Origin of the sequence: uncultured Algibacter sp., from assembly GCF_947495675.1 — a bacterium.
Classification (GTDB): Bacteria; Bacteroidota; Bacteroidia; order Flavobacteriales; family Flavobacteriaceae; genus Algibacter_B.
In genome coordinates this window covers 1-13145 of record NZ_CANLZX010000021.1, presented here as the reverse complement: position 1 = coordinate 13145, position 13145 = coordinate 1, and the positions used below count along the sequence as shown (strand labels likewise).

The 13145-nt window shown below is 30.0% G+C and carries 12 protein-coding genes; 10 read left to right on the top strand and 2 right to left on the bottom strand.

Features of this window, described 5'->3' with window-relative positions:
- Positions 1 to 88: 88 nt before the first annotated feature.
- Positions 89 to 499 carry a tRNA (adenosine(37)-N6)-threonylcarbamoyltransferase complex ATPase subunit type 1 TsaE gene (tsaE, locus tag Q0842_RS13785; protein ID WP_298499272.1) on the bottom strand — a complete coding sequence of 137 codons (411 nt, stop codon included), beginning with the start codon at positions 497 to 499 and terminating at the stop codon, positions 89 to 91.
- Between the two features lie 93 nt (positions 500 to 592).
- Positions 593 to 2140, bottom strand: a complete 1548-nt coding sequence (locus Q0842_RS13780; RefSeq protein WP_298499269.1) for a bifunctional response regulator/alkaline phosphatase family protein — start codon at positions 2138 to 2140, stop codon at positions 593 to 595.
- 88 nt (positions 2141 to 2228) lie between these two features.
- Between Q0842_RS13780 and Q0842_RS13775 the strand changes: the two genes are divergently transcribed.
- From Q0842_RS13775 to Q0842_RS13730, 10 genes are all read left to right on the top strand, one after another.
- Entirely contained in the window at positions 2229 to 3449 is a 1221-nt protein-coding gene (locus Q0842_RS13775) for an HD domain-containing protein (protein ID WP_298499266.1), read from the top strand.
- Between the two features lie 56 nt (positions 3450 to 3505).
- On the top strand, positions 3506 to 4528 hold the full coding sequence (gene lpxD, locus Q0842_RS13770) for a UDP-3-O-(3-hydroxymyristoyl)glucosamine N-acyltransferase (protein ID WP_298499263.1): 1023 nt from the start codon (positions 3506 to 3508) through the stop codon (positions 4526 to 4528).
- Positions 4519 to 5925: a bifunctional UDP-3-O-[3-hydroxymyristoyl] N-acetylglucosamine deacetylase/3-hydroxyacyl-ACP dehydratase gene (locus tag Q0842_RS13765; protein ID WP_298499260.1), complete on the top strand. Its 1407-nt coding sequence runs from the start codon at positions 4519 to 4521 to the stop codon at positions 5923 to 5925. Before lpxD ends, Q0842_RS13765 begins: the two co-directional genes overlap by 10 nt.
- A 2-nt stretch (positions 5926 to 5927) precedes the next feature.
- Positions 5928 to 6713, top strand: a complete 786-nt coding sequence (gene lpxA, locus Q0842_RS13760) for an acyl-ACP--UDP-N-acetylglucosamine O-acyltransferase (protein ID WP_298499257.1) — start codon at positions 5928 to 5930, stop codon at positions 6711 to 6713.
- Between the two features lie 4 nt (positions 6714 to 6717).
- Positions 6718 to 7284 carry an elongation factor P gene (gene efp, locus Q0842_RS13755; RefSeq protein ID WP_109352730.1) on the top strand — a complete coding sequence of 189 codons (567 nt, stop codon included), beginning with the start codon at positions 6718 to 6720 and terminating at the stop codon, positions 7282 to 7284.
- Between the two features lie 57 nt (positions 7285 to 7341).
- Complete coding sequence (locus Q0842_RS13750; protein ID WP_298499247.1) at positions 7342 to 8274, top strand: UDP-3-O-(3-hydroxymyristoyl)glucosamine N-acyltransferase; 933 nt, start codon at positions 7342 to 7344, stop codon at positions 8272 to 8274.
- A gap of 66 nt (positions 8275 to 8340) precedes the next feature.
- Positions 8341 to 9213, top strand: a complete 873-nt coding sequence (gene sucD, locus Q0842_RS13745) for a succinate--CoA ligase subunit alpha (RefSeq protein WP_298499245.1) — start codon at positions 8341 to 8343, stop codon at positions 9211 to 9213.
- A gap of 118 nt (positions 9214 to 9331) precedes the next feature.
- On the top strand, positions 9332 to 10078 hold the full coding sequence (gene fabG, locus Q0842_RS13740; RefSeq protein WP_298499243.1) for a 3-oxoacyl-[acyl-carrier-protein] reductase: 747 nt from the start codon (positions 9332 to 9334) through the stop codon (positions 10076 to 10078).
- 43 nt (positions 10079 to 10121) lie between these two features.
- Positions 10122 to 12155: a VWA domain-containing protein gene (locus Q0842_RS13735; RefSeq protein ID WP_298499240.1), complete on the top strand. Its 2034-nt coding sequence runs from the start codon at positions 10122 to 10124 to the stop codon at positions 12153 to 12155.
- Positions 12156 to 12164: 9 nt separating this feature from the next.
- Positions 12165 to 12980 carry a prohibitin family protein gene (locus Q0842_RS13730; protein WP_298499237.1) on the top strand — a complete coding sequence of 272 codons (816 nt, stop codon included), beginning with the start codon at positions 12165 to 12167 and terminating at the stop codon, positions 12978 to 12980.
- The last annotated feature ends 165 nt before the right edge of the window (positions 12981 to 13145 follow it).

Below are 13145 nucleotides of genomic sequence, written 5' to 3'. Positions count from 1 at the left end.
ATTTATTGATGTGGGTTTCCCGTAATACTCTAAGATTTATTGGTGGTTATAATGTTTTTTCTGTTAAGCTAATAGGTTATTGGGTTATTTATGAGTTATTTAAACTTAAATTTCTGTTGTTTTTATTATCAATAGTTATCATTATTTTTTCAAAATTATCATCTAAAATAGATTCTATTTTTTCTGGCCATTCAATCAATTTCCAATAATCAGAATCTAGATAATCTTCAATTCCAAAGCTATAAACTTCTTCAATATCTTTAATTCTGTATAAATCAAAATGAAAAATCTTTTCATCATTTAATTTATATTCATTAACAATAGAAAATGAAGGACTAGTAACTTCATCATTACAACCTAAAATTTTAACTATGGTTTTTATAAGTGTTGTTTTACCAACGCCCATATCTCCATAGAATAACAATGTTTTAGATTTTGCATTTTCAATGAGTTTTTTTGCAACTAGTTCAATGTCATCAATTCGGTATTGAATTTCCAATTTTTTTATAATATTTTAAAACAAACTTAGTTAAAATTATTCAAAAAACCTAAAAATAATGCATTTCATCGAATTTATATGCTTTTTATGGAGCTACTTTGGGTTAAAAACGCTAAATGGTATAATCATTTCTTCTAGTGAAACTCCTCCATGTTGATAAGTATTTCTATAATAACTTACATAATGGTTATAGTTATTAGGGTAAGCAAAGAATAAGTCGCTTTTTGCAAAAATATAAGAACTACTCATGTTGATAGAAGGTAGATGCAATTCTTTAGGGTCCTTAGCTAATAGTACATCTTTTTTATCATAAGTAAGACTCCTTCCTGTTTTATAACGAAGATTTAAACTGGTATCTCTGTCTCCAATAACTTTTGATGGGTTTTTTACATTTATAGTACCATGATCTGTCGTTAATATTAATTTAAAGCCCAATTGTTGCGCTTGTTGAATCATGTCTAGTAGTGGAGAGTTTTTAAACCAGCTTAAAGTTAAAGATCTATATGCTTTATCATTTGAAGCCAGTTCTTTAACAACTTCCATTTCGGTTTTAGAATGCGAAAGCATATCAACAAAATTATATACAATAACAGATAAATCGTTGTCTTTTAAAGATTTAAAGTTTTCTGCTAGTTTTTTGCCGTTTTTTAAATTTGTTATTTTATGATATTCAAAATTTAAATTAGATAAACCTAATCGTTTTAATTGAGTTTTTAAAAAATCTGCTTCATGCATGTTTTTTCCACCTTCATCAGTATCATTTTTCCAATATTCAGGAAATAATTTTTCCATATCACTTGGCATTAAACCAGAAAATATAGCATTTCTTGCATATTGAGTAGCGGTTGGTAGTATGCTATAAAAAGCTTCTTCCTTATCTTTTTTATAATAGTTATTTATAATTGGTTCGAAAACTTTCCATTGGTCGTAACGTAAATTATCAATAACAACAAGAAGAGTAGGCTGTTCTTTACTTATTTCTGGTACTATTTTTTCTTTAAATAATGTATGCGACATTATTGGAGCATCTGTATGTGGTTTAAACCAATCTGCATAATTTTTTTCAATAAATTTCCCAAATTGTATATTGGCTTCGTTTTTTTGAGATTCTAATATTTCAAACATACCAGCATCTTCAATATCTTCTAATTGAATCTCCCAGTAAATTAATTTTTGATAAAGATTAATCCATTCTTCATAACTATTTACCATAGATAAATCCATAGCTATTTTCCTGAATTCTTGCTGGTAGTTTGAAGTTGTTTTTTCTGAAACTAGCCTAGAATGATCTAGGTTCTTTTTTAAACTTAGTAATATTTGATTTGGGTTTACGGGTTTAATTAAGTAATCGGCTATTTTGTTGCCAATTGCTTCTTCCATTATATATTCTTCTTCACTTTTTGTTATCATTACAACTGGAAGATTATCTCTTTTTTCTTTAATTTCATTTAGAGTTTCTAATCCTGTAAGACCCGGCATGTTTTCATCTAAAAATACAATATCAAAATTTTCATCATCTAAAATATCAATAGCTTCTGTACCACTATTACATGTTTTAACCTCATAATTTTTCTTTTCAAGAAATAAAATGTGCGGTTTTAGCATATCAATTTCATCATCAACCCAAAGTATTTTTATCATGTTTGTTTTTTATTATGTTATTAATTCAAATGCCTTTTGTAGGCTCATATCATTATATTTGTAAATATTTAATATAAAAAAGTAAAGTTTGAACAAACTTAAAATATTAAACGACCCAATTTACGGATTTATTACAATTCCAAATTCGTTAATATTCGATTTAATCCAACATAAATATTTTCAACGCTTACGTAGAATCACGCAAATGGGTATGTCATATTTGGTATATCCTGGTGCGCATCATACAAGATTTCATCATGCTATAGGTTGTGTGCATTTAATGCAACAAGCTGTTAATGTACTTCGTTTTAAGGGAGTTGCGATATCTGAGGAGGAAGAAACAGCACTTTATGTGGCTATACTTTTACACGATATTGGGCATGGTCCATTCTCTCATGCTATGGAACATTCTATAGTTAATAACGTATCTCATGAAGAGATTTCCTTGTTGTTTATGGAGCGTTTAAATGAAGAATTTAACGGAAGTTTAACGCTTGCCATTCAAATTTTTAAAGGCGAATATCCAAGAAAGTTTATGTGTCAGCTTATTTCCGGTCAATTGGATATGGATAGAGCCGATTATTTAAAGCGCGATAGTTTTTATACAGGTGTAGCAGAAGGGAACATAAATAGTGAGCGATTAATTACCATGTTGCATGTTATAGATGATAATTTGGTTGTTGAAGAAAAAGGAATTTATAGTGTAGAGAAATTTATTATTGCCAGACGTTTAATGTATTGGCAAGTATATTTACATAAAACTGGTTTAGTTGCAGAGCAATTACTAATAAGGGTTTTACAACGCGCTAAAGAGTTAAATGATTTAGAAGTTAAACTCAATGCGAGTGATGCGTTATTATATTTTTTAAAAAATAAAATAACTATAGATAATTTTAATGAAGAAACACTTCAAGTTTTTTCAAAATTAGATGATTATGATATTATTTCGGCAATGAAACAATGGCAACATCATGAAGATTTTGTGCTTAGTAACCTTTGTGAAATGATAATTAATAGAAACCTGCTAAAAATAAAATTAAAGAATAAAAAAATTAAAGAAAACAGTTTAAGGAAGCATGTTGAAGCCATTAGAAGTAAGTATCAAATATCAGAAGAAGAGGCTAAATATTTTGTTTTTCACGGTAGTATTTCAAATCAAGCCTATCAACTTAACACAAAAAGTATTAACATATTACACAAGTCTGGTAAAATTCAAGATATTGTAAAAGCATCAGACCAATTGAACCTTAAGGCACTATCAAAACCAGTTACTAAATATTATATATGTTATCCAAAGGTTAAAGTTTAGTACATTTTTCCTATTTTTGCGTCAATCAAACAAAAAACAACATCAAACTACAAAGTGTGAAATTTACAGCGCAACAAATAGCAGGAATACTAGAAGGCGATGTAGTAGGTAATCCTGATATAGAAGTATCTAAATTAGCTAAAATTGAAGAAGGCTTTGAGGGCGCTTTAACTTTTTTATCAAATCCTAAGTATACACCACATATATATACTACAAAAGCTTCGGTAACAATTGTAAATAAAACTTTTGTGCCAGAAAACAGCATTAATACTACTTTGATAAAAGTTGATGATGCTTATTTAGCATTTTCAAAAATACTTGAATATTATAATTCAGTAAAGCTTAATAAAACAGGAGTTGAGCAACCATCTTTTATTTCAGAATCATCTAAATATGGTGATAATGTTTATATAGGAGCATTTAGTTATATTGGTGAAAATGTAGTTATGGGGGAAAATGTAAAAGTATTCCCAAATGCATATATTGGAGATAATGTAGTAATAGATAATAATACCATTGTATTTTCTGGGGCAAAAATTTATTCAGAAACCATAATAGGTAAAAATTGTGTAATAAATGCAGGCGCTATAATAGGGGCAGATGGTTTTGGCTTCGCACCTAATGAAGATGGAACTTATAGTAAAATTCCACAAACAGGTAATGTAATTATTGAAGATTTTGTTGATGTAGGTGCAGCAACAACTATCGATAGGGCTACATTAGGGTCAACAATAATTAGAACAGGCGTAAAACTAGATAATCAAATACAAATAGCACATAATGTTGAGATAGGTAGTAATACTGTAATAGCTGCTCAAACTGGTATAGCTGGTTCTTCAAAAATTGGTAAAAATTGTCAGATTGGAGGTCAAGTAGGTATAGCAGGACATATAACCATTGGTGATAATGTTAAAATACAAGCACAATCTGGAATTGCACGACATGTAAAGGATAATGAAATACTTCAGGGATCACCAGCTATTAAATTAAGTGACTACAACAAGTCTTATGTTCATTTTAAAAATTTACCGGGTATTGTTAAAAATATTAATGAATTAGAGAAGAATAAATGGGAATAGTTAATACTGAAATAAAGCAAAAAACTATAAAAGAAGCAATTTCTTTAACAGGAGTAGGTTTACACACAGGAAAAAATGTAACCTTAACATTTAGACCTGGAACTGCTAATTCAGGTTTTTCTTTTAAAAGAGTCGATTTAGAAGGAGAACCCGTTATTGAAGCAGATGCTAATTATGTTACAAACACACAACGTGGTACTTGCTTAGAAAAAAACGGAGTAACAATTCAAACTTCAGAACATGTTTTAGCAGCATTAGTTGGTTTAGATATTGATAATGCTATAATTGAACTTAATGCTTCTGAACCTCCAATAATGGATGGGTCTTCTAAGTTTTTTGTTGAAGCTATTGAAAAAGCAGGAGTTGTAGAACTTGATGCTTTTAGAGAAGAATTTGTTATTACAGATATAGTATCTTATGTAGATGAAGAATCAGGAAGTGAAATCCTTGTCATGCCTTCTAAAGAGTATCAAATAACAACTATGGTTGATTTTGGTACTAAAGTTTTAGGTACTCAAAATGCAACATTAAATCAAATTTCAGATTTTAAAAAGGATATCTCAGATTCTCGTACATTTAGTTTCTTACACGAAATTGAAATGTTATTAGAAAATGGTTTAATTAAAGGCGGTGATTTAAATAATGCTATAGTATATGTAGATAAAGCATTATCTCCAGAAACTATGGAGAAATTGAAAGTCGCTTTCAAAAAAGAATCTATAGCTGTTAAGCCAAATGGTATTCTAGATAATTTAACATTGCATCATCCTAATGAAGCTGCAAGACACAAATTGTTAGATGTTTTAGGTGATTTAGCACTTGTTAGAACAAGAATAAGAGGTAAGGTTATTGCAAATAAACCAGGCCATTATGTAAATACACAATTCGCAAAAAAATTATCTAAAATAATTAAAAATGAACGTCGTAACAATGTTCCAAATATTGATTTGAATCAACCGCCATTAATGGATGTTGTTCAAATTATGGATATGTTGCCACACAGACAACCATTTTTATTAATTGATAAAGTATTTGAATTATCTGAAAATCATGTTATAGCCACAAAAAATGTGACTATGAATGAAGAGTTTTTTAAAGGTCACTTTCCAGGAGCACCAGTTATGCCTGGAGTATTAATAGTTGAAGCCATGGCTCAAACAGGTGGTATTTTAGTTTTAAATACCGTTCCTGATCCTGAAAACTATTTAACTTTTTTCATGAAAATGGACAAAGTTAAGTTCAAACAAAAAGTAAGTCCAGGGGACACCCTAATATTTAGTTGTTCTTTAATTACCCCAATACGTCGTGGTATTTGCCACATGCAAGGGTATGCTTATGCGAATGGTAAATTATGTGCAGAAGCTGAATTAATGGCTCAAATATCTAAAGTAAAATAATTATGAACCAACCCTTAGCTTACGTACATCCTGGTGCAAAAATCGCAAAAAATGTAGTTATTGAACCGTTTACAACTATTCATAACAATGTAATAATTGGTGAAGGTACCTGGATTGGTAGTAACGTTACCATAATGGAAGGTGCCCGAATAGGCAAGAATTGCAATATTTTTCCAGGTTCTGTGATTTCTGCCGTTCCTCAAGATTTAAAATATAATGATGAAGACACAACTGTTGAGATTGGTGATAATGTTACCATAAGAGAGTGTGTTACCATTAATAGAGGTACTACAGATAGAATGAAAACAGTAGTAGGTGATAATTGCTTAATAATGGCTTATTGTCACATAGCACATGATTGCGTAGTAGGTAAAAATTGTATTTTTTCTAATAATAGTACATTAGCTGGTCATATAAATGTAGGCGATTATGTTGTTTTGGCTGGTATGACTGCTGTTCATCAATTTGTTTCAATTGGTAATCATGCTTTTGTAACTGGGGGATCTTTAGTAAGAAAAGATGTGCCACCATTTGTTAAAGCTGCTCGTGAGCCATTATCATATGTTGGAATAAACTCGGTTGGATTAAGAAGACGTGGTTTTTCAACTGAAAAAATAAGAGAAATTCAAGATATATATAGAATATTATATCAAAAAAATTATAATAATACACAAGCTGCAGAAATTATTGAAGCCGAAATGGAAGCAACTCCAGAGCGTGATGAAATTTTGCAGTTTATAAAAAATTCACATCGAGGTATCATGAAAGGATATTTCAAATCAAATTAATTATATGGCAACTACAAGTGACATTAGAAACGGATTATGTATTCGTTACAACAACGATATATACAAAATAATTGAATTTTTACATGTAAAACCAGGTAAAGGGCCTGCTTTTGTTAGAACAAAAATGAAGAGCGTAACAAGTGGAAAAGTATTAGATAATACATTTTCTGCTGGACATAAACTAGAAGATGTTCGTGTTGAAACTCATAAATTTCAGTATTTGTACAATGATGGTGAATTTTATCATTTTATGAATGAAGCAGATTATACTCAAATTCGTTTATTAGAAGCGGCTTTAGATAATCCAGGATTAATGAAAGAAGGTGAGGTAGTTACTGTACTTATAAACACAGAAGACAATATGCCCTTATCAGTAGATTTACCTGCAAGTGTTATTTTAGAAGTAACACATACAGAACCTGGAGTAAAAGGAAATACAGCTACTAATGCAACTAAACCAGCAACAGTAGAAACAGGAGCTGAGGTAAATGTGCCATTATTTATAAATGAAGGCGATAAAATTAAAATTGAAACTGCAAAAGGCACTTATAAAGAGCGTGTAAAAGAATAAGTTGTTTACAGTTTAATTAAAAATAAGCAGTTTTGCTTCAAAACTGAATACTGATTTATGAAGTTTCCAAAACCACATACTTTAAAACAAATTGCAAACTTAATTGATTGCAAATATATTGGTGATGATAATTTTCAGGTATTAGGCATGAACGAAATTCATGTAGTAGAGCCAGGTGATATCGTTTTTGTTGATCATCCAAAATATTATTCAAAAGCTTTAGAATCTGCTGCTACAATAGTATTAATCAATAAAGAGGTAGAGTGTCCAAAAGACAAAGCTTTATTAGTTAGTGATGATCCTTTTAGAGATTTTAATAAACTTACCGATTATTTTAAACCCTTTAAAGTTTCAAATATTTCAATATCTGATTCAGCTCAAATTGGAAATAACACCATTATTCAACCAAATTGTTTTATTGGCCATAATGTGGTAATAGGAGATAATTGTGTAATACATTCTAATGTAAGTATTTATGATGATGCTGTAATTGGAAATAGTGTTACTATCCATGCAGGAACTGTTTTAGGTGCTAATGCATTTTATTATAAAAACAGGCCAGAAGGCTATGATAGATTAAAATCTAGTGGGCGTGTGGTAATTAAAGACCATGTAGATATTGGTGCTAACTGTACTATTGACAGAGGTGTTTCAGGAGATACAATAATAGGAGAAGGTACAAAACTAGATAATCTTATTCAAGTTGGTCATGATACAGCCATTGGAAAAAAATGTTTAATTGCTTCTCAAGTAGGGGTAGCTGGTTGTGTTGTTATTGAAGACGAGGTAACCATTTGGGGACAAGTAGGAACCACTAGTGGAATAACAATAGGTAAAAAAGCTGTTGTTCAAGGGCAGTCTGGAGTTACAAAATCAATAGTAAGTGGTAAAACTTATTGGGGTACACCAGCACAAGAAGTTCGTAATCAGTTAAAAGAAATGGCATCAATCAAACAAATCCCTAATATTTTAAAGCGTTTAAAAAATTAAAGGAAATTAATATAATAAGTGATTTCAAAAAATTACATTTGTAAAACAATATCCAAATAAGAAAATATGAGTGTTTTAGTTAACAAAGATTCAAAAATTATAGTACAGGGATTTACTGGTAGTGAAGGTACATTTCATGCAAGTCAGATGATCGAATACGGTACAAACGTAGTTGGAGGTGTAACTCCAGGTAAAGGTGGTCAAACACATTTAGATAGACCTGTTTTTAATACAGTTAAAGATGCTGTAGAGCAAGTTGGAGCAGATACTACCATAATTTTTGTGCCACCTGCATTTGCTGCAGATGCTATCATGGAAGCTGCAGATGCTGGTATTAAAGTAATTATAACAATTACTGAGGGTATTCCGGTTGCTGATATGATTACAGCATCAAGTTATATTAAAAATAAAGATTGTAGATTAATAGGTCCTAATTGCCCAGGTGTTATTACTCCAGGTGAAGCTAAAGTTGGTATTATGCCAGGTTTTGTTTTTAAGAAAGGTAAAGTAGGTATAGTTTCTAAATCAGGAACTTTAACTTATGAAGCTGCAGACCAAGTTGTAAAGCAAGGTTTAGGAATTACTACTGCTATTGGAATAGGGGGAGATCCTATTATTGGAACAACTACAAAAGAAGCCGTTGAGTTATTAATTAACGATCCAGAAACTGAAGCTGTTGTAATGATAGGTGAAATTGGAGGACAGTTAGAGGCTGATGCTGCAAATTGGTATAAAGCTAGTGGAAGTAAAAAACCAGTTGTTGGATTTATTGCTGGCGAAACTGCTCCTGCAGGACGTACAATGGGACATGCTGGTGCTATAGTTGGTGGTAGCGATGATACTGCTCAAGCTAAAAAGAAAATTATGAGAGCATGTGGTATACATGTTGTAGATTCTCCTGCTGAAATAGGAAAAAAGATAGCCGAAGTTTTAGGTTAAAAGACATAATAAATTAATAAAAAAACCTTACAAATCTTGTAAGGTTTTTTTATTTGAAGACATTATGATTTATTATATTTGAATGAAACAAGATTAATTAACTAACCACAATAGATATATGAAATTATTGGAAGGAAAAACGGCTATTGTTACAGGAGCTAGTCGTGGAATTGGAAAAGGAATTGCTCAAGTTTTTGCACTACAAGGTGCAAACGTAGCTTTTACATATAGCTCATCAGTAGATGCAGCAAATGCATTAGAAGCAGAACTTAATGCTTTAGGAATTAAAGCAAAAGGATATAAAAGTAATGCAGCAAGTTTTGAAGAAGCTCAAAAATTAGCAGAAGATGTAGTTGCCGAATTTGGTAGTATTGATATTTTAGTAAATAATGCCGGAATTACAAAAGATAATTTATTAATGCGTATTTCTGAAGAAGATTTTGATACTGTTATTGAAGTGAATTTAAAATCGGTTTTCAATATGACCAAAGCAGTTCAAAGAACCATGCTTAAACAACGAAAAGGATCAATAATAAATATGAGTTCGGTTGTTGGTGTAAAAGGAAATGCAGGACAAACTAATTATGCAGCATCAAAAGCTGGAATTATTGGTTTCTCTAAATCTGTAGCTTTAGAGTTAGGTTCAAGAAATATTAGAAGCAATGTAGTAGCTCCTGGTTTTATAGAAACCGAAATGACAGCTAAATTAGATGAAGAAGTTGTAAAAGGATGGCGCGCAGGAATTCCTTTAAAAAGAGGAGGTACACCAGAAGATATAGCTAATGTTTGTGTGTTTTTAGCAAGCGATATGAGTGCTTATATTACTGGACAAACGATAAATGTTGATGGTGGAATGCTTACTTAATAATTATTAACAATAACCTATAGCATAGACTAAAGGTCTTTTAATGCAAACAGAAACACTTATTTACATAATACTTGCTGGAATTATAGCGCTAGGTTTAGCGCTTTTTCAGTATTTTAATAAAAAGAAGGGCTTATCTAAATTATACATGCTTTTTTCTTTTTTAAGATTTTTAAGTGTGTTTGCTATTCTGTTGTTAATCATCAACCCAAGTTTTAATCAAATTAAAATATCAACAGATAAACCAAACCTAGTTGTTGCAATTGATAATTCAAGTTCTATTAAGCATTTAAAGCAAGATGAAAATGTATTAAGGTTTGTTGACAATATAAAATCTAATAAAGAGATTCAACAAAAGTTTAATATTGATTATTACACGTTTGGCGAAAGATTAAAACCTTCAGATTCCATTACTTTTTTAGATAAACAAACAAATATTTCTGAGGCTTTCAACCAATTGAAGCAAATTTATAAGCAAACAATTTCGCCAACTATTTTAATTTCAGATGGGAATCAAACTTTTGGTAATGATTATCAGTTCTCTACAAGTGGTTACAAGCAGTCAATATACCCAATAATTTTAGGTGATACTATCACTTATACAGATTTAAAAATACAGCAACTCAACGTTAATAAATATGCTTTTTTAAAAAATAAATTTCCTGTCGAAGCTATTTTGGTTTATAATGGTAATAATACTGTAAGCACAAAGTTTGTTGTAAAGAATGGTAATACTATAGTGTTTTCTAAGGCTATTAGTTTTTCTAAAAATGACAATTCAAAAGTTGTTAATTTTACATTACCAGCAAATAGAGTAGGTGTTGCTAATTTTAAAGCAATTCTCGAACCTTTGGCTATTGAAAAAAACACTATTAATAATTCGAAGAGTTTTGCTGTAGATGTTATTAATGAAAAAACAAAAATCGCTATTGTTAGTGATTTTATTCATCCTGATTTAGGTGCCTTAAAGAAAAGTATAGAGAGTAATGAGCAACGTTCAGTAACTATATTAAAACCTAAAGAGGCAGTAGGTCAAATACTTGATTTTAATTTAGTTATACTCTATCAGCCAAATGTTAAGTTTGAATCTGTTTTTGATGAGTTAGCAACTTTAAATAAAAATAAGTTTGTAGTTATTGGTACTAAGACAGACTTGAGTTTTATGTATAAAGTTTCTGAAAATTATTCTCATGTAATAACCGGTCAACCCGAAAATTATCAAGCAGAATTAAATATAAGTTATTCTCCGTTTATTATTGATGATATCAATTTTAAGTCATTTCCACCATTACTTTCAAATTACGGAGAAGTAAAATTTAATACACCTTTCCAAACAATATTAAACAAAAAAGTTAATGGTATTTCAATAAACCAACCGCTTTTAGCAACATTAGAAACTAATGGAAGTAGAGAAGCTGTTCTTTTTGGAGAAAACATCTGGCAATGGCGATCACAAAGTTATTTAAACGATAAATCTTTTAATGGTTTTGATGATTTTATAGGTAAGCTAATTCAATATTTAGCTTCAAATAAACAAAAAAGCAGGTTAAATTTAGATTACGAATCATTTTATAATGGAAGTAGTACCATTGTAATAAAAGCCGAGTTTTTTGATAAAAATTATGTTTTTGATACACGTGAAACACTTAATATTACTGTAACTGATAAAATTTCTAAAGAGAAAAAAACATATCCATTAATTTTAAAAAACAATAATTATCAAGTAGATTTAAGTAGTTTACAACCATCTGAGTATAGTTTTACTGTTAAAACTAAAAATGAAAAAATATCTAAATCGGGTAGTTTTCAGGTCTTAGAATATAATGTAGAACAACAATTTCTAAATGCAGATGTAACAAAGTTAAAGCGGTTAGCTACTAACAGTTTGGGTTCTAGTTTTTTTGTTGCTAATTCAGAAAATGTATTTAACGAATTATTGAATGACAATCGTTTTGTACCAATTCAAAAAAGCAGTAAAAATATCATACCTTTGATAGATTGGAAATACCTTCTAGCTATAATAGCAGTAAGCTTAGGTTTAGAGTGGTTTTTAAGAAAATATAACGGATTAATTTAAATAAGAAAAATGGAAAAATTACCTAAAGTAGCATTCCCTTTCATAATTGGGGCAGTTTTATTAGTAGTAGTATTAGCAAAATCAGCAATAACTATAGATTCTGGAGAGGCAGGAGTGCTTTTTAAAACCTTTGGAGATGGTGTTGTTGTAGATGAGCCACCAATGGGAGAAGGATTTCATATTGTTGCACCTTGGAATAAGGTATATGTTTATGAAGTAAGACAGCAAGAGCTTTTTGAAAAAATGAAGGTGTTGTCTTCAAACGGATTAGAAATTCAAATTGATGCTTCTGCATGGTATGAACCTGTATATAATGAATTAGGTAATTTACATCAATCTCTTGGTCAAAATTATTTACAACGTGTAATTCAGCCTGCAATTCGTAGTGCAGCAAGAAGTGTTATTGGCCGTTATACACCAGACGATTTGTATTCAACTAAACGAGACGCTATTCAAGTTGAAATTTTTGAAGAAACTAAGAAAATACTTGATAAGCAATATGTTCAATTAAATGAAGTATTGGTAAGAGATGTAACTTTACCTCCAACAATTAAAGATGCCATAGAACGTAAATTAAAACAGGAACAAGAATCTTTAGAATATGAGTTTAGATTAGTTACAGCAGAAAAAGAAGCTGAGAAAGTAATTATTGAAGCTAAAGGTAAAGCAGATGCTAACAGGATTTTAAGTGCATCTTTAACTGATAAGATTCTTCAAGATAAAGGTATTGAGGCAACAGTTAAACTATCAGAATCTTCAAATAGCAAAGTAATTGTTATTGGTTCTGGAGAAAGTGGCATGCCAATTATTCTTGGAAATCAATAAATAAGAAATTAAATAATTCAACATTTAATGCAAACATTTAAAAATTCTTAATTTTTATATGCTTAAATATCAATATTGTTGAATAGTTATAATATTTGTATATATAATTTGGTTTTATTCACATAAATTATAGATATTTGTATAGTTTAAAAAAGAACATGACTT

Bases quoted from the DNA above. Each gene is read 5' to 3' on its own strand.
- Q0842_RS13780 (WP_298499269.1), bottom strand. From the start codon at position 2,140: ATGATAAAAATACTTTGGGTTGATGATGAAATTGATATGCTAAAACCG.
- Q0842_RS13765 (WP_298499260.1), top strand. From the start codon at position 4,519: ATGGGAATAGTTAATACTGAAATAAAGCAAAAAACTATAAAAGAAGCA.
- lpxA (WP_298499257.1), top strand. From the start codon at position 5,928: ATGAACCAACCCTTAGCTTACGTACATCCTGGTGCAAAAATCGCAAAA.
- efp (WP_109352730.1), top strand. From the start codon at position 6,718: ATGGCAACTACAAGTGACATTAGAAACGGATTATGTATTCGTTACAAC.
- Q0842_RS13750 (WP_298499247.1), top strand. From the start codon at position 7,342: ATGAAGTTTCCAAAACCACATACTTTAAAACAAATTGCAAACTTAATT.
- sucD (WP_298499245.1), top strand. From the start codon at position 8,341: ATGAGTGTTTTAGTTAACAAAGATTCAAAAATTATAGTACAGGGATTT.
- fabG (WP_298499243.1), top strand. From the start codon at position 9,332: ATGAAATTATTGGAAGGAAAAACGGCTATTGTTACAGGAGCTAGTCGT.
- Q0842_RS13735 (WP_298499240.1), top strand. From the start codon at position 10,122: ATGCAAACAGAAACACTTATTTACATAATACTTGCTGGAATTATAGCG.
- Q0842_RS13730 (WP_298499237.1), top strand. From the start codon at position 12,165: ATGGAAAAATTACCTAAAGTAGCATTCCCTTTCATAATTGGGGCAGTT.